Origin of the sequence: Ensifer oleiphilus (assembly GCF_013371465.1) — a bacterium.
GTDB lineage: Bacteria > Pseudomonadota > Alphaproteobacteria > Rhizobiales > Rhizobiaceae > Ensifer > Ensifer oleiphilus.
On record NZ_JABWDU010000001.1, the window covers coordinates 398,240 to 420,296 of the forward strand.

Annotated in this window: 22 protein-coding genes and 1 pseudogene; 11 read left to right on the forward strand and 12 right to left on the reverse strand. The window is 62.6% G+C overall.

Features of this window, described 5'->3' with window-relative positions; genetic code table 11:
- Positions 1-114: 114 nt before the first annotated feature.
- The 4 genes and pseudogenes from HT585_RS01985 to HT585_RS32165 form a co-directional block, all read right to left on the reverse strand.
- Positions 115-429 carry a YkgJ family cysteine cluster protein gene (locus tag HT585_RS01985; protein ID WP_176351388.1) on the reverse strand — a complete coding sequence of 105 codons (315 nt, stop codon included), beginning with the start codon at positions 427-429 and terminating at the stop codon, positions 115-117.
- A gap of 40 nt (positions 430-469) precedes the next feature.
- A complete protein-coding gene (spdA, locus tag HT585_RS01990) occupies positions 470-1,276 on the reverse strand; it encodes a 2', 3'cyclic nucleotide phosphodiesterase SpdA (RefSeq protein WP_176351389.1) in 807 nt (268 codons plus the stop codon).
- Positions 1,277-1,552: 276 nt separating this feature from the next.
- Positions 1,553-1,891 carry a tetratricopeptide repeat protein gene (locus HT585_RS32160; protein ID WP_343213942.1) on the reverse strand — a complete coding sequence of 113 codons (339 nt, stop codon included), beginning with the start codon at positions 1,889-1,891 and terminating at the stop codon, positions 1,553-1,555.
- Positions 1,868-2,413, reverse strand: a pseudogene (locus tag HT585_RS32165) (sel1 repeat family protein); the annotation flags it as partial. The pseudogene HT585_RS32165 and the gene HT585_RS32160, both read right to left, overlap by 24 nt.
- Before the next feature lie 231 nt (positions 2,414-2,644).
- Between HT585_RS32165 and HT585_RS02000 the strand changes: the two are divergent.
- Positions 2,645-3,262 (forward strand): FecR domain-containing protein, encoded by a 618-nt coding sequence (locus HT585_RS02000; protein WP_176352155.1) that lies wholly within the window; start codon positions 2,645-2,647, stop codon positions 3,260-3,262.
- A gap of 84 nt (positions 3,263-3,346) precedes the next feature.
- Here HT585_RS02000 and HT585_RS02005 read toward each other — a convergent pair whose 3' ends face one another.
- Together HT585_RS02005 and HT585_RS02010 are read right to left on the reverse strand one after the other, a co-directional pair.
- Positions 3,347-5,221: a CHASE2 domain-containing protein gene (locus tag HT585_RS02005; protein ID WP_176351391.1), complete on the reverse strand. Its 1,875-nt coding sequence runs from the start codon at positions 5,219-5,221 to the stop codon at positions 3,347-3,349.
- 5 nt (positions 5,222-5,226) lie between these two features.
- Complete coding sequence (locus HT585_RS02010; protein ID WP_176351392.1) at positions 5,227-5,931, reverse strand: Crp/Fnr family transcriptional regulator; 705 nt, start codon at positions 5,929-5,931, stop codon at positions 5,227-5,229.
- Between the two features lie 187 nt (positions 5,932-6,118).
- Between HT585_RS02010 and HT585_RS02015 the strand changes: the two genes are divergently transcribed.
- The gene (locus HT585_RS02015) at positions 6,119-6,622 is read left to right on the forward strand and encodes a DoxX family protein (protein ID WP_281410664.1); all 504 of its coding nucleotides are present in this window, start codon (positions 6,119-6,121) and stop codon (positions 6,620-6,622) included.
- Positions 6,623-6,690: 68 nt separating this feature from the next.
- Here HT585_RS02015 and HT585_RS02020 read toward each other — a convergent pair whose 3' ends face one another.
- Both HT585_RS02020 and HT585_RS02025 read right to left on the reverse strand, forming a co-directional pair.
- Positions 6,691-7,119, reverse strand: coding sequence for an RbsD/FucU family protein (locus HT585_RS02020; RefSeq protein WP_176351394.1), 429 nt, complete (start codon positions 7,117-7,119; stop codon positions 6,691-6,693).
- On the reverse strand, positions 7,119-8,351 hold the full coding sequence (locus tag HT585_RS02025) for an ROK family transcriptional regulator (RefSeq protein ID WP_176351395.1): 1,233 nt from the start codon (positions 8,349-8,351) through the stop codon (positions 7,119-7,121). Before HT585_RS02025 ends, HT585_RS02020 begins: the two co-directional genes overlap by 1 nt.
- 284 nt (positions 8,352-8,635) lie before the next feature.
- On the opposite strand from HT585_RS02025, the gene HT585_RS02030 reads away from it, so the two are divergent.
- The 7 genes from HT585_RS02030 to HT585_RS02060 all read left to right on the forward strand — a co-directional run bounded on the left by HT585_RS02030 (position 8,636) and on the right by HT585_RS02060 (position 15,434).
- Positions 8,636-9,661, forward strand: coding sequence for a sugar ABC transporter substrate-binding protein (locus HT585_RS02030; RefSeq protein ID WP_176351396.1), 1,026 nt, complete (start codon positions 8,636-8,638; stop codon positions 9,659-9,661).
- Between the two features lie 303 nt (positions 9,662-9,964).
- On the forward strand, positions 9,965-11,050 hold the full coding sequence (locus tag HT585_RS02035; protein ID WP_176351397.1) for an ABC transporter permease: 1,086 nt from the start codon (positions 9,965-9,967) through the stop codon (positions 11,048-11,050).
- Positions 11,050-11,832: an ATP-binding cassette domain-containing protein gene (locus HT585_RS02040; RefSeq protein WP_176351398.1), complete on the forward strand. Its 783-nt coding sequence runs from the start codon at positions 11,050-11,052 to the stop codon at positions 11,830-11,832. The genes HT585_RS02035 and HT585_RS02040 overlap by 1 nt, the downstream gene beginning before the upstream one ends.
- Positions 11,829-12,449: a nucleoside triphosphate hydrolase gene (locus HT585_RS02045; RefSeq protein ID WP_176351399.1), complete on the forward strand. Its 621-nt coding sequence runs from the start codon at positions 11,829-11,831 to the stop codon at positions 12,447-12,449. The genes HT585_RS02040 and HT585_RS02045 overlap by 4 nt, the downstream gene beginning before the upstream one ends.
- A gap of 200 nt (positions 12,450-12,649) precedes the next feature.
- On the forward strand, positions 12,650-13,687 hold the full coding sequence (gene pyrC / locus HT585_RS02050; protein WP_176351400.1) for a dihydroorotase: 1,038 nt from the start codon (positions 12,650-12,652) through the stop codon (positions 13,685-13,687).
- A gap of 36 nt (positions 13,688-13,723) precedes the next feature.
- Positions 13,724-14,416 (forward strand): orotate phosphoribosyltransferase, encoded by a 693-nt coding sequence (locus tag HT585_RS02055; protein ID WP_077502915.1) that lies wholly within the window; start codon positions 13,724-13,726, stop codon positions 14,414-14,416.
- Positions 14,417-14,507: 91 nt separating this feature from the next.
- Positions 14,508-15,434: a carbohydrate kinase family protein gene (locus HT585_RS02060; RefSeq protein WP_176351401.1), complete on the forward strand. Its 927-nt coding sequence runs from the start codon at positions 14,508-14,510 to the stop codon at positions 15,432-15,434.
- 18 nt (positions 15,435-15,452) lie between these two features.
- Here HT585_RS02060 and HT585_RS02065 read toward each other — a convergent pair whose 3' ends face one another.
- Both HT585_RS02065 and HT585_RS02070 read right to left on the reverse strand, forming a co-directional pair.
- A complete protein-coding gene (locus HT585_RS02065; protein WP_025425777.1) occupies positions 15,453-15,668 on the reverse strand; it encodes a helix-turn-helix domain-containing protein in 216 nt (71 codons plus the stop codon).
- A gap of 3 nt (positions 15,669-15,671) precedes the next feature.
- On the reverse strand, positions 15,672-16,226 hold the full coding sequence (locus HT585_RS02070; protein WP_176351402.1) for a DUF2975 domain-containing protein: 555 nt from the start codon (positions 16,224-16,226) through the stop codon (positions 15,672-15,674).
- A gap of 82 nt (positions 16,227-16,308) precedes the next feature.
- Here HT585_RS02070 and HT585_RS02075 point away from each other — a divergent pair, with 82 nt between their 5' ends.
- Positions 16,309-16,902 (forward strand): hypothetical protein, encoded by a 594-nt coding sequence (locus tag HT585_RS02075; protein ID WP_176351403.1) that lies wholly within the window; start codon positions 16,309-16,311, stop codon positions 16,900-16,902.
- 40 nt (positions 16,903-16,942) lie between these two features.
- Here the strand turns inward: HT585_RS02075 and pgi are convergent, their stop codons facing one another.
- Together pgi and HT585_RS02085 are read right to left on the reverse strand one after the other, a co-directional pair.
- Positions 16,943-18,568, reverse strand: coding sequence for a glucose-6-phosphate isomerase (gene pgi, locus HT585_RS02080; protein ID WP_176351404.1), 1,626 nt, complete (start codon positions 18,566-18,568; stop codon positions 16,943-16,945).
- Between the two features lie 128 nt (positions 18,569-18,696).
- A complete protein-coding gene (locus tag HT585_RS02085; protein WP_176351405.1) occupies positions 18,697-20,397 on the reverse strand; it encodes a long-chain fatty acid--CoA ligase in 1,701 nt (566 codons plus the stop codon).
- Between the two features lie 341 nt (positions 20,398-20,738).
- On the opposite strand from HT585_RS02085, the gene HT585_RS02090 reads away from it, so the two are divergent.
- Complete coding sequence (locus tag HT585_RS02090; protein WP_176351406.1) at positions 20,739-21,962, forward strand: MFS transporter; 1,224 nt, start codon at positions 20,739-20,741, stop codon at positions 21,960-21,962.
- Positions 21,963-22,057: the final 95 nt, after the last annotated feature.

Here is a 22,057-nt window from a genome sequence, read left to right on the forward strand (position 1 = left end):
TCGCCGAACATCCATCCGGCAAATTTCGTCATTCCCGGAATGTTTCACTATCGGCGCGTCCCCAAACCGATGGGAATACGGAATGTATGCTTGAGCGCCGGATGATCCGAAGTCTTATGCGGCCTTCCCGAAGTGCCGTTCACGCGCCATCAGACACTCGTCGTCACCGGGCATGCAGGTGCGACAGACGATCGGCCTGACAGCATAGACCTTGCAGGCGACATGCACGCCCAGCTTGCCGCCAAGAGCGGTGCACCGGTCGTCCTCGCAGCGCATGCCGCCGAGATCGGCCGCGACATACTCTTCCGGGATCAGGTCGAGTTCCTCGTCCGTCTCCATCGAAAACCGCGGCCAGTCGGAGGAGTAGGCGCAGCAGGCGCCGCAGCTCTGACAGTCGAGGATTTCGTCGGTGGCGTTGGTTTGGGTCATGGGCCAACCTAGCACGAAGGTCGGGCGGCCGGAATGCCTCTCACGCGAAGGCGGCGTCTCTGCGGGCGATTTCGTAGTCTTCCGTGTGAACGAGAACGCCATCCCTCGTCACCACGGCAATGCCGTAGGCGGCGGGTTCGTCGACCGAAAGCGAGGCATCGGGCGCATCGAACGGCATCGGTTGCTGATGCACAGGGCTCTTGAAAACGGAGAAGGGTATGCCGCGGCTTGAGCCACTGATCGTGCGATGCACGTGGCCGGCAAAGATATGGCGCACATTGCCGTGCTTCCTCGCCAGCGCATAGAATTCCACTTCGTTGACCAGGCGGATCATGTCCATGCCGGCAAAGCCGGTCGCATGTGGCGGATGATGCATGAAGATCAGCACCGGCCTGTCGCCGGCATTCGCCAATTGCCGGTCGAGCCAGGCAAGGCGCTTCTGGCATAGAAACCCAGCATGGCTTTTGGGGTAGTCGTAGGGCGGCGCAAACAGCGTGTCGAGCAAGATCGCCCGGCAGTCGCCAAAGTCGATCACCTGCTGCACGAAGCCATCGTCGTCCATCACAGCGTCGGTAAAGACATCCAGGAACACATCGCGCCGGTCGTGGTTGCCGACCATGATCGCCGCGGGCGGGCTCAATTGATCGACAAGGGTCTTCAATCGCTCGTAGGAAATGCGATCGGCGTGATGGGCGAGGTCGCCAGTGAAGATCACCCGATCGGCGTCGCCATGGTAGCGGTTCACATGTGCGATACCGTTGGCCAGTCGTTGATAGGGGTCGATACCGATGATGGTCGTGCCTTCTGGCACCATGTGCAGATCGGTAAAGATAATGAGCTTAGTCATCGCATTTCCAAGGGCGCGGGTGTCTTCCCGTCCAAGCTGTCGTGTGCCCGGTTGGCCGTCAAGCTGCATCTTTGGGCGGGATTTGCGGGTCGCTCGTCGGCGGCCGATGGCCGCGAGATGGAAAGCATGTGTTCGGCGTCTGGCCGAAGTATCGCGACGCGGACCCGCATTGTTCGCGCGTTTTCGTGGGCGAGGCAGGATTGCCGGGAGAGGCGCTCAAGAGCGCAGGGCCGATAGGTTTTGCAGGCCGACCCTTGCCGGTCGCCCCGCAAGGCATCACTTGATGCGGCTCGTCTTGTCGAGCATGGCCGTCTCGAAGTCGCTGGCGCCATCCAGTTCTGCGACCTTGCGCTCCGCATAGGCGTCCCCTTCGGCTGCGGCCTTGCGGAAGACGGCGCGGGCTGCGGGCAGATCCCTGGCAACACCTTCGCCGGTCTCCAGCATCAGGCCGAGGTTGACCATGGCGTCGACATTGCCGCGCTCGACGGCGAGACGATAGAAGCGCACGGCCTTGGCGTTGTCTTCCGGCACCAGCTTGCCTTCATCCAGAATGACGGCGAGGTTGAAGGCGGCGACGTCGTCACCGGCAAGTGTCGCCCGCTCGAACCATTCGATCGCAAGCCTGCCGTTTACCGCTGTGCCCATGCCGTCGCGATAGGCGACGCCGAGATTATAGGCGGCCAGGATGTTGCCGGCTGTAGCGGCTTTCTGGTTGAGGGCGAATTCGGTCCTGATGTCGCCCTGTTCGCCGACAAGCACCGCATAGTTGGTCATGGCCAGTGCATGGCCATGATCTGCCGCTTCGCCGAGAATATGTTGCGACTGGATCTTCTGCCCGGCCTTGTCGAGCACGCGCGCCAGCTGGAACTCGATGCGGGCACCGGCATGCTGGTTATAGGCCTCACGGCAGGCCGAAAGGGCGATGCCGATCTTCATATCTTCGGTGGCAACAGCCGGGTAGGCCTGATTGCGCTGCAGGTCGAAGATACTGCCCGCTTCACGGTCGCAGATGTCGGCGGCCGACAGATCGGCGGCACGCGCGGATGGCAGCGCGATCGCTGCCAATGCCACGAAGCTGACAATGGCGAGAAGCAATGCGTTGACGATGCGAATGCCTGTTTTGCGCTGGTTTTCCATGATGCTCTTCCGTCTCCTGATGCCAAGTTAGCGCGACGGGTTCCCACTGCCTGTTCCGGCGGGAACAGCCGGATTGTGGGGGCTCTGGCGAAATGACGGACACTGTCGAGCAGACCACAAGACGCCTGCGGCTTGTTTCCCCTGATATCGGGGATATCCTCTGGGAAAGTCTGACGTTCGAAGGCACGACCACGTCGAAAAGGAAGGTGGGCCATGAAGGACCGGGAGCCGATGCGGCAGGTGCTGGTGAAGAGACGCGTCGTGGTTGGCGGCCTGTTGCTGGCTGCCATGGGTGGCGGCGTCGCAACGACGATGGCGAGCCCCGTGATCGGCAAGGCGACGGAAATCCGCGGCGATGTTCGTCGCCGGCAGGCAGAGCAGGAAGACCCTCTGGCCGTCGGAGCGCAACTCTTCGACAACGACCATGTCCGCACCGAGGCCGAGAGTTTCGCCACTCTGGCGCTGGGCGCCGACACCCGCGTTCTGCTGGGCGCTGAGACCGATCTGCTGGTCGATCGTTTCATTGCCGGTCAAGGCGGGACACTGGAGCTTGGCACCGGGCGAATGGTGTTCGACCGCCCCGAGGGGCTGCCCAAGGTCGATGTTGCCGTCAGGACCGCCTTCGGCATGATCGGCGTGCGCGGCACCAAGTTCTTCTGCGGCCCGAGCAAGGTCGCCTTTGCCGTTTTCGTCGAGCATGGCAGCGTCGCGGTCGCGGCGGGTGGTGTCACGCAGATTGTCGCCGCCGGGCAGGGCGTCGAATTCAAACAGCGAGGAGACGCGCCGAGCGAGCCGGTCAATTGGGGACAGGCGCGCATCCGCGAAGCCTATGCCAGTGTCGGCCTCTAGGCGCGTCTCACATATCTCCGACGGAGCGCTTCACGGCGGCGCGCGGCGACACTGATCTCGCCCCGTCCTGAGACTGCTGCGGGGCTAAACCTGTTCAGGACCGGCCACCGTGAACAGCTCCATGGGGGCAAAGCCGCGGATCTCATGGCTGCCGAGTGAGCGAAGGTGCTGCTTGGTTTCGGCCGCGGCGGCGGGGCCGACGCAGATGGCCGTGCCCAGAAACTTGTTGGCCTCCTGCAGCCGCGCCGCCAGGTTGATTGCGTCGCCATGGGCGGTGTAGTCGAGCTTGCCGCCGGCGCCGACTTCGCCAACGACCGCCTGACCCGTCTCGATGCCGATGCGCGTGCGGCCGAAATCCCTCGTGGCAAACTGCGGTCGCCGGCGCATTTCCTCGGTCAGCGCATGGATCGCCTTGGCGCATTCGATCGCCTTGTCGACATGATCGTCGAGATCCTCCGGCGCGTTGAAGAAGGCGTGCACGGCATCGCCGACCACCTTGTCGACCATGCCGCCATACTGCGCCACCAGTCCGTTGACCTCGGTGAAATAGATGTCGAGCAAGGCGATGAGGTCGCGCGGCCCGAGCTTTTGCGACAGCGTCGAAAAGCTCTCGATGTCGGTGAAAAGCGCCGTCACCGCCCGTTCCTCGCCCGCAACGCGGGCAGCACCAGGATTGTCGATGTAGCGTGCGACGACGGATTGCGGCAGATATTGCGAGAATTTCTCCCGCGCTGTCGCCTCCGCCCGTCGGATATGGGCGAATTGCAGCGTGCTCGTCACCGCCAGCACCGCGGCAAGTGCTGCCGAAATGCTGACGGCATCCACCAGCCAACCGCTGGTTCGGTAGATGGCGGTCGTTGCCGCGACGACCACGGCAACCGCGATGATGCCGAGCGCTGCCGATGTCATCGGTCTGAGCCTTGCAGCGCCATAGGCGGCCGCAATTCCGGCGGCAAGCGAGAACAGGGCTTCGATCACGGGGAGCCGTGCGTCGCGCCGCGGAATGAAGCCGGTGGCGATGGCATTGGCGATATCGGCGTGGATCTGCACCGAGGGCTCAAGCGGCATCGAGGCGCTGGGCCTGAGGCCGCCGAGATTGGGCAGGCTGCTGCCGATGAAGACGAGTTTTCCCGAAAGCCGGTCTCTGCCTGCTTTCCTTGCCAGAATGTCGGCCGCGGAAATCGTCCGCGCGGCAATCCTCTCGGGATCGCTCGCCACGAAGCGCAGGCTACCGGTATCGTCCAGTGTCACCACTTGATGGTCGAGGCGTAGCCAGGCCGGGTCGCCGCCAAGGATCGGCGTTCCCACGCCGACCATCAGCCGGGTCGCTTCGATGCCGAGCGTTGGGTAGGCTTCCTCGCCAAGGACCGCGAACGCCTGCACTCTCCGGATGCGAGCGTCTTCGTCACCGACCAGAAACGATGCCGCGGCCGCCTTGGCATTGTCCATGAAGGCGGGACAAGAGGTCTCGGCGCCATCGAGGAACCAGAGTTCGGGTGCTGCGAAGGGACGGCTCAGCGCCAGTGGCGGAACGGGGCGAGGGCGCTCCTGCAGCGTGTCGGCGATGAGAAAACCGAGGACGACGGGGACCCTCGAAAGCGCTTGCGAAAGCGACGCGTTGCCCGGCAGGTCTGCCGCACAATCGGAACTGAAGACGAAGTCGACGGCGACGACACTGGCGCCGGCCTCGGTCAATGCGGACAGAAGCTCGGCCGTTGCCGCCCTGTCCCAATCCCCGCCCGGCCTGCTTTGATAGGCTGCGCGGTCGATGTCGACGACGACGATGTCAGGCGACTGCGGTGAGGGCACCCATTGGGTGAGGCTGTCGAAGAACAGTTCCCGCTGCGTTTCGAACACCGGTTCCGCGTAGAAATAGAGCGCCAGCGCGACGATCAGGCTCGTCAGGATCCCGCCGGCCAGCGGTGTGAAGCGAAAGTGCCGGCGAGATTGTATGGTCATGTCGCCTAATCCTCTTCTGGGTCGGCGATGCTCAAGAGCTTGCCGACCTTGCAGGCGATGATGCCATCCATCCGCTTGATCGCGCCGCTTTCCTCGAGCCACAGGATGGCGCGGTTGACCTTCGGGCGGCTGGCGCCGAGCACGCCGGCGATATCCGTCTGGCTCATGGTCAGCCTGAGGTTGGCGCTTTCGGGAAGTTCGTTGCCGTGGATCTGACGGAGCGTCGCCAGGAAGAACCGGGCAACACGGGCGTTCAGATCGTAGAGCGCGATGGTTTCCAGCCGCTCTGTGGTGTCGCGCAATTGCGCGCAGAGGAAGCGGATGACGGACTCGGCCGCCGCCGGCCGGGTGGTGACCATGTCGAGAAACGCCTTCTTGCCGATCACATAGCCTTCGGCAGCCGTCTGCGCCGTGGCATCGGCCGAGCGCGTCTGGCCGTCGAGCACCGCCATCTCGCCGAAGATCGCTCCGGCTTCGTGCTGGCGCAGCATCAGTTCGCGCCCCTGCGGCGTGATCAGCGAGAGCTTGATGCGGCCCGATACGACCACGATCATATAGTTGCCTTCGTCGCCGCGCTGGAAGATCACCGTGCCCGCCGGCCACTTGCGATAGGTGGCGATCTCGGCAAGATCCTCGATGGACTTCTTGTCGAACCCTTCGAAGATCGCGAATGAGCGCCAGAAGGCCGGGCTCCTGTTGATTTCGTTCATGAGATGCCCCCGAGCGGCGTCCCCTGCCGCGCCTGAAATTCTTCGCCCACACGACCCTTCCTTGCAACAGAAAAGAACGTTCCGGGCCTGACCAGTGTCCCTGGCGACGAAAAGGACTGCACAGATCGCCGTGCGACGCAAATGTCGGTTGACGATAATTCCCGGCTGTCTCTAGGTTGTGAACGATCTGTCGCCGGTCGCGCGGCTAGATGAATTTGAAAATGCTGATACTTCTGCTGCCAACACTCGTTTCTCACAGGAGCCTCGCATGTCTCAGAATGTCGTCGTCCTCATCGGGCGCATTCTTCTTTCGATCATGTTCATCACCGCCGGTTTCGGCAAACTGACAGATCCCGCCGGCACTGCCGGAATGATCGCGAATGCAGGCTGGCCTGCGCCGACAGTGCTCGCCTATCTCGCCGGTATCTTCGAATTGGTTGCGGGTCTCGCCGTTCTTGTCGGCTTCCAGACCAAAATCGCGGCTTACCTGCTGGCGGCGTTCACGCTTGTGACCGCATTCGTCTTCCACAGCGGCGCCATCAACATCCCGACCTTCTCGCCGGAAGCAAACGGCCTGCTGACCGTCTTCAATGGCCTGATGATGATGAAGAACATCTCGGTCGCCGGTGGCTTCCTGGTCCTTGCCGCCTTCGGCCCGGGCGCACTGTCGATCGACGCACGCCGCGCCTGAGACATTCAGGACTTCAAACGAAAAACCCGCCGGTTCCGCCGGCGGGTTTTTTCGTTCGTCTTGCGACGTCACGGATAGATCACGCCCTTGCGCAGGATGACATTGCCATAGAGCCGCGGCTCGCTGGTCTGCACCACCGTGTGGGCTGCCTGCACCCGCGGATAGAATTCAGGCCCCAGCAGGGGAACGACGGTTCGCCTGGGCTCATGCCTGCCGCAGCAATCGATGATCTCCTGGTGCACAGGGTCGAGCGCGTCCCGATCCTGTTTGACCGTAGCGCGGAAGATCGCTGCCGGTACGAAATCGTCGATCGGCATGACGCTCAAAATGGCGTCGAGCACCGGGATCAGCCCATGGCCGTCGAGCCGAACCAGCCGGCGGGCGTGTTCCTGGCCGGGATAGTTGCCGTCGACGAGCGCGATCTCGTCGCCGTGGCCCATGGCCCGGAGTGTCGCGAGCAATTCGGGGCTGAGGATCGGGTCTATGCCTTTCAGCATCAGCTGAGCTCCTTGAAGAGGACGTTGGTGTCGAGCAGGTAGCGGGAGAACAAGGGCAGGCTCGCGCCACCGATGGCGCGCGCGTGGCTGCCGACCACGCCTTCCACCAGTTCGGGAATTGTCACGCCCTGGAGATCGAGGTCGTAGAGTGCTTTGCGTGTCGCCGTCAGCAGCCGGGCGCGCACCCATGGGGGGAAACCGCCATCGATGACGACGGCGGAGAAGTCGATGATCGAGGCGGCGGAGACCACGGCCTGGGCAAGGGCGGCGGCACTGTCGTCGATCCAGATGTCGAGCGGCTCACCAAAGTCGATCCAGTCGTCGGCCGAATACCACAAGGGCTTGGGGTCGATGCCGCGCTCGCGCAAAAGGTTCTCGAGCACGAACACCGAGGCGATTTTCAGGAGCTGGATGGTCTTGCCGTCCTTGCCGGAGACCGGCAGCGGGCCGACCGCGCCGGCGGTGCCTGTCCGGCCGGAAAACAGCGCGGAATTGATGACGATACCGCCGCCGATGAACGAGCCGATGTAGAAATAGACGAAGTCGGGATAGCTGGCGCCGACGCCGAAGGCGAGTTCGGCGCCGCAGGCGCTGGTTCCGTCGTTCTGCAGAAACACCGGATGGCGGGTGCGCTGCGCCACGATCGCCTGCAGGTCGATATCGCGCCAACGGTTCATTTGTTCCCGCGGTGCGCCCACTTCCTCGGCCCAGTTCCAGAGCTCGAAAGGGGTGGCGATGCCGATGCCGGCGATACGCTTGCGCTCGGCAGGGCTCAGTTGCTGTTCGAGTTTTTCGATCCCGCTGATGATGAAGTCAACGAGATCGCCGGGCAGGGGATAGGCGTGGATCTGGTGTAGGTGCAGGCGGATGTTGCCGACGAAATCCATCAGCACCAGGTCCGCACTTCGCCGCCCGATCTTCACGCCGAAGGAAAACACCGCATCCGGGTTGAGCCGCATCGGCGTCGAAGGCTGGCCGACGCGCCCGCGCACCGGCTCGCCGCGCACGAGCAGGCCATCGCTTTCGAGCGCGCGCATGATGACGGAAACGGTCTGGGCCGAAAGGCCGGAGCGCCGGGCGATATCCGCCTTCGAGAGCCCGCCATGACGGCGCACCAGCGACATCACCAGCCGTTCGTTATAGGCGCGCACGCGTGTCTGGTTCGCCCCGCCGCTCGGGTCGATGACCTCAGGTTGCATCGCTCCCCTGTCGGGGCCGTCCGTCAATGACATGCCACCGTCTCCTCCCGTCGGCATCCGTGCCCGCTTGGTGCGGGTCTGTTGTTTCCCCTCCGGGCGACCCTGTCAATTTGCGAAATGCCCAGGATTGCGACGGAGTGCCGTTATCCAGAGAATGCCATATCGAAATAATAATTCAATTTGATTTATTTATTGACACCCCCGGAATTTAATGTTTGTTTTTGATCCGGAAGCGCGTGTTGCAGCGGAGGAGAATGCTGTGACGGCGAGGCCTGGGCCGGTACGCCGGCCGTGTTTTTCATCCTTGGGAGGATTGCATGAAGAAGACTGTTCTTTCCGCCGCGTTCGGCGTGCTGTCGCTCGGCGTCGTTTTCGCTGCCCCGGCACAGGCCGCCGATGTCAGTGCCTGCCTGATTACCAAGACCGACACCAATCCCTTCTTCGTCAAGATGAAGGAAGGCGCGACCGCCAAGGCCAAAGAACTCGGCGTGACGCTGAAGGCCTATGCCGGCAAGATCGACGGCGACCACGACAGCCAGGTGGCTGCGGTCGAATCCTGCATCGCCGATGGTGCCAAGGGCATCCTGATCGCCGCTTCCGACACCAAGGCGATCGTCGACCAGGTCAAGAAGGCCCAGGAAGCCGGTCTGCTCGTGATCGCACTCGACACGCCGCTTGATCCGGCAACCGCCGCCGACGCGACGTTTGCAACCGACAACCTGCTTGCCGGCAAGCTGATCGGCCAATGGGCCGCCGCTACGATGGGCGAGGGCGCAAAGACCGCAAAGATCGGCTTCCTCGACCTGACGCCGTCGCAGCCGACGGTCGACGTCCTGCGCGACCAGGGCTTCATGATCGGCTTCGGCATAGACCCGAAGGATCCGGCCAAGATCGGCGACGAGGATGACCCGCGCATCGTCGGCCACGACGTCACCAACGGCAATGAAGAAGGTGGCCGCAAGGCGATGGAAAACCTTCTGCAGAAGGATCCTGATATCAACGTGATCCACACCATCAACGAGCCGGCCGCTGTCGGCGCCTATCAGGCGCTGAAGGCCGTCGGCAAGGAGAAGGACGTGCTGATCGTCTCGGTCGACGGCGGTTGCCCCGGCGTCAAGTCGGTCGCCGAAGGCGTCATCGGCGCGACCTCGCAGCAGTATCCGCTGATGATGGCGGCCCTCGGCATCGAGGCAATCAAGAAGTTTGCCGACACTGGCGAAAAGCCGAAGCCGACCGAAGGCAAGGACTTCTTCGACACCGGCGTTTCGCTCGTTACCGACAAGCCGGCTGCCGGCGTCGAATCGATCGACACGAAGGTCGGCACGGACAAGTGCTGGGGCTGATTGCCTCCGCTCTTCGAGCGCATGACCGAACAATGGAAGGGCGGCCCCGGCCGCCCTTCGCGTAAGCGCCGATGTCTTTGACAAGGCGGAGAAAACCGCGCAGCTTCTAGAGTGCCGTGCGTTCCTGTGAATGCACAAAGGACGCTCTAGCACTTTAATTCTAGAGCACCTTTCTGCCCTCACGTGATTCCACTTGAAGACAGGGTGCTCTAGAGTGAGTGCTTATGCCCGCCACAGGTGGGCGGGCTGTGCACCAGATTGAATCGCAACCCCTTGGGAGTGGGGTTCACCGGAGGAAGGTCCATGGGCGAGCCCAACGCAGCCGCACAGCCATCCCAGGAATTCGAAAAGGTCCTGGTCAACAGTTCGACGCAGGTCGCGTCGTTCGATACGCATGACAAGACGCCGATCCAGAAGATCCAGCATTTCCTGCATTCGACGCCGGCGGCCGTGCCGTTCATCGTGCTCGTAGCCGCGATCCTGATCTTCGGCCTGACGATCGGCGGAAAGTTCTTCTCGTCCTATACGCTGACGCTGATCCTGCAGCAGATCGCCATCGTCGGCATTCTGGGGGCGGCACAGACCCTGGTCATCCTGACGGCCGGTATCGATCTTTCGATTGGCGTCATTATGGTGCTTTCCGCTGTCATCATGGGCAATAGCGCCGTGACCTACGGCCTTCCGGCGCCGATCGCGATCTTTCTCGGATTCCTCGTCGGCGGTGCCTGCGGCTTTCTCAACGGTTTCCTCGTTTCCCGGGTCAAGCTTCCGCCGTTCATCGTGACGCTCGGCACCTGGTACATCATCATGGCGACCAACTTCATCTACTCGGCCAACGCGACGATCCGCGAGGCTGACGTGACCGCCGTCACCCAGATGCTTCACGTCTTCGGCGTCAGCTTCAAGATCGGGTCGGCCGTCTTCACGCTCGGCGTGGTGATGATGGTCGTGCTGGTGCTCGGCCTCTGGTACGCGCTCAATCACACGGCCTGGGGTCGGCATCTCTATGCGGTCGGCGATGATCCGGAGGCTGCCAAGCTCTCCGGTATCCGCACCGGCCGGGTGCTGCTCAGCGCGTATACGCTCGCCGGCCTGATCGCGGCACTCGCCGCCTGGGTGTCGATCGGCCGCAACGGCTCGATCTCGCCCTCGGCAGCGGTCACCGACTACAATCTGCAGGCCATTACCGCAGCCGTGATCGGCGGCATCTCGCTCTTCGGCGGACGCGGGTCGATCCTTGGAACCCTGATCGGCGCGATGATCGTCGGCGTGGTCTCCATGGGCCTCAACATGCTGGGCGCCGATCCGCAGTGGAAAGTCTTCCTGACCGGCGTCTTGATCATCACCGCCGTCGCAATCGATCAGTGGATCAGAAAGGTAGCAGGCTGATGGCTCAGGAACCCATTCTCACCGCGCGCGGTCTGGTCAAGCGTTATGGTCGGGTCACCGCCCTCGACCATGCCGACTTCGATCTCTACCCGGGCGAAATCCTTGCCGTCATCGGCGACAACGGCGCCGGCAAGTCCTCGATGATCAAGGCGATTTCGGGCGCCATTACGCCTGATGAGGGCGAGATCCGGCTCGAAGGCCAAGTGATCAACTTCCGTTCGCCGATGGAGGCGCGCTCCGCCGGCATCGAGACCGTCTACCAGAACCTGGCGCTATCGCCGGCGCTTTCGATCGCCGACAACATGTTTCTCGGTCGCGAGATCCGCAAACCCGGCATCATGGGCAGCCTCTTCCGCAAGCTCGATCGCGCGGAGATGGAGAAGCGGGCGCGGGCAAAACTCTCCGAGCTCGGCCTGATGACCATCCAGAACATCAACCAGGCGGTGGAAACCCTTTCGGGCGGCCAGCGCCAGGGCGTGGCCGTGGCGCGGGCTGCGGCCTTCGGCTCCAAGGTGGTGATCATGGACGAGCCGACGGCAGCGCTCGGCGTCAAGGAAAGCCGGCGGGTGCTGGAGCTGATCCTGGACGTGCGTTCGCGCGGCCTGCCGATCGTGCTGATCTCGCACAACATGCCGCATGTGTTCGAGGTCGCCGACCGCATCCACATCCATAGGCTTGGCAAGCGCCTCTGCGTCATCAATCCGAAGGAGCATACGATGTCGGATGCCGTTGCCTTCATGACCGGGGCGAAGGAGCCGCCGCGCGAGGCGCTCGCCGCATGACAGTTGCGCCTTTGGTTGAAGAGATCCTGGAACGGGCGGCCGGAGCCGCCCGTTTCATCGTGGCGATCGCCGGCCCGCCCGGTGCCGGCAAATCGACCCTTTCCGACGCGCTTGCCGATGCGCTCGTCGCTGCGGGAGAAAAGGCAGCGGTGTTGCCGATGGACGGCTTTCACATGGACAACGCGGTGCTGGAAGAGAAGGGCCTGCTTGCGCGAAAGGGCGCGCCCGAAACCTTTGACGTCAGGTCGTTCCTGGCGACGATTGCCGCCGTCAGGGCCAATGACGGCGAGGTGCTGGTTCCTGTTTTCGACCGCTCGCGCGAACTGGCGATCGCCTCGGCGCGGGTGTTGGCGGCCGATACCCGTATCATCCTGGTCGAGGGCAACTACCTGCTGCTTGACGAGGCGCCATGGACGAAGCTCGATAGCGCCTTCGACGTCTCCATCTTCATCAATCCCGGCATCGAGGAGCTGGAGCGGCGCCTGCTGAAGCGCTGGCGTGATCATGGCTATGATGAGGAATCTGCCCGCCGGAAGGCGCTCGGCAACGATATTCCGAACGCGCATCGGGTCGTCGGTCATCAGCGGCCAGCCGATCTCGTGCTTGCGGATTTCTGAGCGATGGTCGGATTGCCGATTGTGTTCCCGGCTGCATTGGTGATATCGAGACGCGGTTTCACCACATGAGTAACCGCCCCCCACCCGCACCTGCCGGCTTGCAAAGCCGCGCGCGCGGATCGGGCGCGAGCACGGGGGCTTGATGAGGAAAAGCGCAAGCGGTTTCCGTCATCGGGCTCTGACCTAGGAGAACGCTGACCATGCAAGACCTCGTTATCCGCCGGCCGGATGATTGGCACCTTCACCTGCGCGACGGCGACATGCTGAGGGGCGTCATCGCCGATACCAGCCGCCATTTCGCCCGCGCGATCATCATGCCCAATCTCGTGCCGCCCGTCGTCACGTCAGCAGATGCGGCGGCCTATCGCGAGCGGATCGTCGCCGCCATTCCGGCCGGTGACCGCTTCGAGCCGCTGATGACGCTCTATCTCACGGCGGGTACCAGCCCCGACGACGTCGAGGCCGGCCACAAGAGCGGCCTCGTCAAGGCCGTCAAGCTTTACCCGGCTGGCGCGACGACCAATTCGCACAGCGGCGTGCGCAACATCGACGAGGCGATGCCGGTGCTGGAGCGCATGGCGAAGATCGGCCTGCCGCTCTGCGTTCACGGCGAGGTCACCAGCTCGGATGTCGACATCTTCGACCGCGAGGCGGTGTTCATCGAAACGGTACTCGATCCCCTGCGCAAGCGCCTGCCGGAACTGAAGCTGACGATGGAGCACGTTACCACCAAGGACGGCGTCGACTACATCAAGACGTCGAAGGCCAATCTCGCCGGTTCGATCACCACGCATCACCTGATCATCAACCGCAACGCCATCCTGGTCGGCGGTATCAAGCCGCATTACTACTGCCTGCCGGTCGCCAAGCGCGAGAACCACCGCCTGGCACTGCGCGCGGCGGCGACATCGGGCGATGCCCGCTTCTTCCTCGGTACCGACTCGGCGCCGCATGTCGATCCGCTGAAGGAATGCGCCTGCGGTTGCGCCGGCATCTACACCTCGATCAACACCATGAGCTGCCTTGCCCATGTGTTCGAAGAGGAAAATGCGCTCGACAAGCTCGAAGCCTTCGCGTCGCTGAACGGTCCGGCCTGGTACGGCGTGCCTGCGAACGACGAGACGATTACGCTGCGCAAGCAGGTGGATGCCGTCAGCTATCCCGCCAAGATCGATACGGGCGCCGGCCCTGTCACTGTTTTTGATCCGATGTTCCCGCTGCACTGGGCCGTCGTCTGATCGCTCGAAAAGATTGAAGAGATTAAGGAGAGTTTGATGTTCTCGAACGCGTTTACCGACAAGGCCGTGATGGCCGAGCTGGTCGCAAAGATGCTCTGGGAGATCAAGGCGGTGCACTTCAGCGCCGACAAGCCCTACAAGCTGTCGTCCGGCATGGCGAGCCCTGTCTATATCGACTGCCGCAAGCTGATTTCCTATCCGCGCATCCGCTCGGCGGTGATGGATTTTGCCGCAGCATCCATCCTGCGCGAGGCGGGCTTCGAGCAGTTCGACGTTGTGGCCGGCGGCGAGACGGCGGGCATTCCGTTTGCGGCCATGCTCGCCGAGCGCCTGGGCCTGCCGATGATCTACGTGCGCAAGGCGCCGAAGGGCCACGGCCGCAATGCCCAGATCGAAGGTCACATGCCGGAGGGCGCTCGTGTCCTCGTCATCGAGGACCTGACCACGGCCGGCGGCTCGATGTTCAAGTTCATCGACGCTATTCGCGCTGCCGGCGGCATCGTCGACCACGGCATTGCGCTCTTCTACTACGACATCTTCCCGGAAGCAGTCGGCGAGATGAAGGGCAAGGGTGTCGACCTGCACTGGATCGCCACCTGGCGCAACGTTCTGGCCGTTGCCCGCGAGCAGGCGCTGTTCGACGACAAGACGCTGGGCGAAGTCGAGGCCTTCCTCAATGACCCGCTGGCCTGGTCGGGCCGCAATGGCGGCGTCAGCGCTCTGGCATAAAGTCTGCTGAGGCCCTGGTCATGCCGGGGCCTCACAATTCCAGATCTTCATTTTTTAAATCGATTGAAATTCTACCGAGGAGGAAGAGCCGATGATCGTATGTTGTGGTGAAGCGCTGATCGACATGCTGCCGCGGGATACGACCGCGGGCGAGAGTGCTTTCGCACCCTATGCCGGCGGGGCGATCTTCAACACGGCGATCGCGCTCGGCCGGCTCGGCATTCCCACGGGCTTCTTCACCGGCCTTTCCGACGACATGTTCGGCGATATCCTGCGCGAAACGCTGAAGGCCGCGAATGTAGACTTCGCCCCCTCGGCCACCCTGTCGCTGCACACGACGCTCGCCTTCGTCAAGCTCGTCAACGGCCATGCCACCTACGCCTTCTTCGACGAGAACACGGCCGGGCGGATGATTGCGAAAGATCATTTGCCGGCACTCGGCGATTTCTGCGAGGCGCTGCATTTCGGTGCGATCAGCCTGATCCCGGAGCCCTGCGGCTCGACCTACGAGGCGCTGATGACCCGCGAACACGAAAAACGGGTCATTTCCTTCGATCCGAACATCCGGCCGGGCTTCATCAAGGACCGCGAAGCGCATCTCGCTCGCATGAACCGCATGGCGGCAATGTCGGATATCATCAAGTTCTCTGACGAGGATCTCGACTGGTTCGGCATGTCGGGCAGTCACGACGATCTTGCCGCCGAATGGCTGACGCGCGGGCCGAAGCTGGTGCTGATCACCAAAGGCGCCGACGGGGCCGTCGGTTATACCGCCCGCCACAAGGTGGAAGTCGCCGGCGAGCGTGTCACGGTCGTCGATACGGTCGGCGCCGGGGATACCTTCGATGCCGGCGTGCTGGCGTCGCTGAAACTGAGTGGTCTCCTGACGAAGGATGCCGTCGCGAACCTTTCTGAAAGTGCCGTCCGCGATGCCCTTGCGCTTGGCGCCAAGGCGGCCGCCGTCACCGTTTCGCGAGCCGGCGCCAATCCGCCATGGAAACACGAAATCGGGCTCTGAGAAGAGCCCGCGCTCGGTTCAATCCTTTTCCTCCGGACGGTATTCGAGAATGTCACCCGGCTGGCAATCGAGAACGGCGCAGATCTTTTCCAGCGTGTCGAAGCGCACGCCTTTGACCTTGCCGGATTTCAAGAGAGATATGTTCTGCTCGGTGATGCCGACCTGCTCGGCAAGGTCGCGTGAGCGTACCTTGCGTTTTGCCAGCATGACATCGAGGTTCACGACAATCGGCATCCGCTAGACGAAGCTCCTGTTCTCCGCTTCGATCCCCGATGCGATGACCATGACGTGGCCAAGCACAAGAAGCAGCCCGGCCATCAGCATGATGATCAGCGTTCCGCCATTGATGTCGATGAAGACGGAGTGCCCGGTCGCGGCCGGATTGTCGTAGGTGACGGCCATTATGCCGATCGCATTGCTGATGATCATGCATACGGATCCAATGATCGAGAGGATGCCGATCCGTTTCAAGAGCACGCCATTGCGGCTGGAGAGAATTTCTCCGCGCTCGAAGCCGTCGAACAGCTGCCAGGCAAAGGCGAGCCCGGCGATCACAAGCGCATTGTTCAAGGCGGTGAGAAAGACGACGGTTGCGATCGCGCGATAGGAGAGCGTGATGGCCGAGACCCTCGGGAAAACCACATCGCGGATGCCTTGTTCGAAGCCGGCCCTGTCGAAGAAGATCTGCCAGTGGCCATAGACGACGGCCGAGCAGAACAACGCGCCGCACAGGACGACCATCAGCTTCATGATGCGGCTCAGCTTTCGCAGCCGCTCCGGGGATCCAGTCATTAAAAAATTCCTTATCGGCTCACTTGTTTTTTTAATGTAAAACGATAATTAATTCGCGTCAATTGTGATTTTGGTGCTTTTCATGCCGTTCCGTATTTTGATGAATCCCTGCCTTTTCCTGTCGCTCAATGTGCTCGCTGCCTGCGCGGCGCTCAATGTCGGCTCGCTTGAAAAACTGTCTGGTATCGATCCGCTCAGGTCCGATCCGGCGGAGTTGCGCGTCGCGCTGTTGGTGCCGGAAGCGCTCTCGCTCAGGCGGGGCGATGCGACGCTCGGGATCTCCTGGAAGGCGGATGGTTCGCCCCTCGACACGCGCCGTTTCGCGCTTCAGGTCCAGTCCGGCAATGCCGGAGCGCCTGATCTGACAGAACGGATGCGGGATGGTCAGACGCTCTATGTCCTGACATTGACGCCTGCCGATGCAGAGCGCCTGCGCGATATGCAGGAGAAGATTGCGGCGACCAGGGGCATCGAAGCGAAAGGGCGCGGCAGTCTTTCGGTCGGTTTTTCAGGGGGCTGCTGGACGGGCGCGTTCCCTGCCAACCGGAAGATCACCGTCGATGCGTGGATCCGCACCCGCTCCGATGAAAGCTACTTCCAGATCCTGTCGGGACTGGATGTGATGGATCTGCTCCACCAGTCCGGCGTCAGGGCACTGCCGGCCTGCGCCGCGTGAGAGGGCAGGGCGCGCTGACCGCGCCCTGTCTCGGCATTTCTTAGCGGGCAGCCTTGAGCAGCACGGCCACAAGGCCTGCGGTCGACGAATCGTGACCGGCAGCACTTTCCTTGCCTTCGACAACCGGGAGAAGACCCGTTGCCAGCTCCTTGCCGAGCTCGACGCCCCATTGGTCGAAGGAGTTGATGTTGAACAGCGCGCCTTCGACGAAGACGCGATGCTCGTAGAGTGCGATCAGGCGGCCGAGCGCGAAAGGATCGAGCTGGTCGTAGACCAGCGTCAGCGACGGACGGTTGCCGGCAAAGACCCGGTGCGGCGCTATTCTGTCGGCCTTTTCGTCCGCCATGCCCTTGGAGGTCAGCTGCGCCTTCGCCTCGGCAAGCGTGCGGCCCTTCATCAGGGCTTCCGACTGGGCAAGGCAATTGGCAATCAGCAGCTCGTGCTGATGGCGAAGGTTCTTTTCATGGCCGTTGGCAGCGATCATGAACTCGGCCGGGATGACATCCGTGCCCTGGTGGATCAGCTGATAGAAGGCGTGCTGGCCGTTGGTGCCGGGCTCGCCCCAGACGACCGGGCCGGTCGAAAACTCGACAGGCTTGCTGTCGAGCGTGACGGCCTTGCCGTTCGATTCCATGTCGAGCTGCTGCAGGTAGGCCGGAAAGCGCGACAGGCGCTGATCGTAGGGAAGGATCGCCCGCGAAGGGTAACCGAGAACGTTGCGGTTGTAGAAGCCGAGGAGACCCAGCAGCATAGGCAGGTTCTGGCGGATCGGCGCGGTGCGGAAATGTTCGTCGATGGCGTGGCCGCCATCGAGGAAGCGGCCGAAATTTTCCTTGCCGATGGCGATCATCAACGGCAGGCCGATCGCCGACCAGATCGAGTAGCGGCCGCCGACCCAATCCCAGAAACCGAACACGCGCGCCTGGTCGATGCCGAAGGCGGCGACCTTGTCGAGCGCGGTCGAGACGGCGGCGAAGTGATGCCCGACGGCGGCCTCGCCCAGCTTTCCGGCGATGAAGGCGCGGGCCGTTGCCGCATTGGTCATCGTCTCGATGGTCGTAAACGTCTTGGAGGCGATGATGAACAGCGTCGTTTCCGGTTCGACGAGCTTCAGCGTATCGGCGATATGGGCGCCGTCGATGTTGGAAACGAAATGCAGGCGCGGGCCGTCATGGAAAGGTGCGAGCGCCAGCGTTGCCATCACGGGGCCGAGATCCGAGCCGCCGATGCCGATGTTGACGACGTCGGTGATCTTCTTGCCGGTTGCGCCCTTGAGCGCGCCGGAGCGGATGCCATCGGCAAAGTCGCCCATGGTTTCGAGCACGCCGTTGACGTCGGGCATCACGTCCCTGCCGTCGACCATGGCTGGACGATTGCCGCGGTTGCGCAGCGCCGTGTGCAGCACGGCGCGCTCTTCGGTGATGTTGATGATGTCGCCGCGGAACATCGCGTCGCGCTTTTCTTCGACCTTGGCGGCTTTCGCCAGCGCTTCGAGGCCGTCGAGCACCTGTTCGTTCACCGCGCATTTCGAATAGTCGAGCAGCAGATCGTCGAGTGAGGTGCTGAAGCGCGAGAAGCGTTCGGCATCGCTCGCGAAGGCGGCGCGGATATCGGTCGCATTGGTCTGCGCGGCGGTTGCTTTGAGTTGATCGACAAGCGCTTTCATCGCGGGGCTCCTTGTGTCGGACAGTCGCCTGCGTAGCTATTCGCTTTGCATTGTCCGAATCAAGCCCGCAAAACCGCCGGAGTGGCGGTTTTCAGGATTTTTTAAATCGTTTTAAGTCGAGGTGGCTTTTAGCCCCGGAGGTCCTTGCGCAGGATTTTGCCGACATTGGTTTTCGGCAACTCGGTGCGGAACTCGACGAAGCGCGGCCGCTTGTAGTTGGTGAGATTGGCCGCGCAGTGCTTCTTGACGTCCTCTTCCGTCAGAGCCGGGTCCTTGCGGACGACAAAGAGCTTGACCGCTTCGCCCGAATGCTCGTCGGGAATGCCGATCGCGGCGCATTCGAGAATGCCGGGGTGCGTCATCGCCACTTCCTCGATCTCGTTCGGGAAGACGTTGAAGCCCGAGACCAGGATCATGTCCTTCTTCCGGTCGACGATCTTGACGAGGCCGACGGCATTGATGAAGCCGATATCGCCGGATCGGAAGAAGCCGTCAGCGGAAATCGCCTTGGCGGTCTCGTCCGGGCGCTGCCAGTAACCGGCCATGACCTGCGGTCCGCGAATGCAGATTTCGCCGACCTCTCCGTTCGGCAAGGTGTTGCCCTGGTCGTCGCGGATCTCGATCTCGGTCGAGGGGATCGGATAGCCGATCGTGCCGGTGAATTCGGTCGAGTCGAGAAGGTTGGCGGTGGCGACCGGCGATGTCTCGGAAAGGCCGTAACCTTCGGCGATCGGGCATCCCGTCATCTTCTGCCAACGTTCGGCAACAGGTCTCTGGATCGCCATGCCGCCACCGAAGGTGAGCATCAGCGACGAGAAATCGAGCTTCTGGAATTCGGCGTTGTTCATCAGCGCGTTGAACAGCGTGTTGAGCCCCGGGAAGATGTTGGTCTTGTACTTGCCGAGTTCCGCGACGAAGCCTGGAATATCGCGCGGGTTGGGGATCAGGATGTTGTTGCCGCCGGTGGCAAGGCCCATCAGCGAATTCACTGTCAGCGCGAAGATATGATAGAGCGGCAGCGCGCACATGAAGACGAGATTGTCGGGACGCGGGCGCGAACGGAACGCCGTGTCGAACCAGATTTCCATCTGCGCCATGTTGGACAAGAGGTTGGAATGGGTGAGCGTCGCGCCCTTGGAAACGCCCGTGGTGCCGCCGGTGTATTGCAGGAAAGCGACGTCACCGGGGGCGACATTGGGCTTGGTCAGCTTCCGGCGACCACCTTCGGCGAGCACGGACTTGAAGGAGTGGTGGCCGGGGATCGACCAGGCGGGCACCAGCTTCTTCACCCGGCGCACGACCAGATTGACGATCACGCCCTTGAAACCGAGCATGTCGCCCATCGTGGCGACCACAACATGCTTGATGCTGGTCTTGGCCGCAACCTGCTGGACGGTATGGGCGAAGTTTTCGAGAACGAAGATCGCCTTGGCGCCGGAATCGACGAGCTGATGCTCCAGTTCGCGCGGCGTATAGAGCGGGTTGACGTTCACCACCGTGAAGCCTGCCCTGAGGATACCGTATACGATGACGGGGTTCTGCAGGATGTTGGGCATCATCACCGCGACGCGATCGCCCTTCGACAGCCCGCGGGCCTGCAGCCAGGCACCGATCTTGGCGGATTCGGCATTGAGTTCGGAGAAAGTCAGCGACTTGCCCATGCAGGTAAAGGCGAAGCGGCGGGAATAGCGTGCGACGGCATGGTCGAAGAAATCGCCGATCGACCTGTAGGGCAGCGGGCCGATCTCGGCGGCAATGCCCGGCGGATAGGACTTCAGCCAGATCTTCTCTGGGCTGGTGCCTGCTGGTTGCGTGTTGAGTTCCGCCATGACCTCTCTCCCTCTGGTCGCCACAGGCTGGCCTTGCTTGCGGCCAGAGAACGACCCCTCCCGGTCTTCTCTTGCCGATGAAGATGATGCTTTTGCGACACCTCTTCAAGCCGAGATTCGGAATTATATAACTTTGACGTAAACGTCAACTCAGCTAACGGTTAACCGGTCTGATTCACGCGCGCATGAAAAAGTATGATGAGTGCCGCAAAGCCTTTGCCAGCCGGGCTCAAAGCCTGTATTGCATTGCAGCATACCCCCATCGGATGCCATCCGATATCTGCTGCCAGCACCCACAGATTTGTTCCGCTCCTTGAGGGTGGACGACACAGGTATTGCTCATGTGTGACGAAGCCTATTCCTCCGCCGTCGATCCGCGCCGGAGCCGTATTTCCGTTGCCGAGGTTGCGCTCGCAGTCGGTGGGTTCGGGATCGGCACGGGAGAATTTGCCATCATGGGCCTGCTGCCGCAGGTTGCCGATGACGTCGGCGTTTCGGTGCCGAAGGCCGGCGCCGTGATCAGTGCCTATGCGCTCGGTGTTGTCGTCGGCGCGCCGCTGATTGCCGTGCTTGCGGCGCGGTTTTCGCGCTTCCGGGTGCTTCTCGTCCTGATGCTTCTGTTTGCAATCGGCAATTTCGCCAGCGCCATCGCGCCGGATTTCTACACGCTGGTTGGCGCGCGCTTCTTCGCCGGTCTTCCGCACGGCGCCTATTTCGGTGTGGCGGCGCTGGTCGCAGCCGGGCTTGCCGCACCCAACCAGCGGGCGAGGGCCGTCGGGCGGGTGATGATGGGCCTGACGATCGCGACCCTGTTTGGAACGCCGCTGGTCGCCTGGTTCGGTCAGGCGCTCGGCTGGCGTTCGGCCTTTGCCATCGTCGGCGCCATCAGCCTTCTGACCATTGCGCTCACCTGGTCCTACGTTCCGCGCGACAAGGGCAATCCGCAGGCGACGCCGCTGCGCGAGCTTGGTGCGCTGGGCAAGCTGCAGGTGTGGCTGATGCTGGGCATCTGCGCCATCGGCTGCGGCGGCATGTTCGCCGTCTTCAGCTACATCGCGCCGGCACTGACGGAGGTCGCTGGCGTTTCTGTCGCCAATGTGCCGATCATGCTGTCGGTGTTCGGCGCCGGCATGATCCTCGGCAACATTGTCGGTTCCAGGCTCGCCGACTGGGCGCTGTTGCCGGCGATCGGCATCGCGCTCGCCTTCAACATCTTCGCCTATGTGCTGTTCTATTTCACCATGGGCAATCCTTGGATCGCCATCGTCAACGTGCTCTTCATCGGCGGCGGCTTTGCCGTCGTGCCGGGTGTGCAGACCCGGCTGATGGACGTGTCGGGCGAAGCGCAGACGCTTGCCGCAGCGCTCAGCCATTCCGCCTTCAACCTTGCCAATGCGCTCGGCGCGTGGCTTGGCGGCTGGTCGATTGCCGCAGGTTACGGCTGGACCTCGACCGGCCTCGTCGGCGCCGTCATGGGTGTTGCCGGTTTCGGCATCTTCCTCGCCTCGGTTTTCGTCGACCGCGCCGAGACGACCAAGCGCGCCACGATGCGTGCGGCAGAATGACCTCTGCCATCAAATAAGGCCCTGGAGCTTGCGCGCCGCTAAATTTTTCTGTCATGTCCCGCCGCTAGCCTCGGGTGCGGCCCTGAAACTACCGT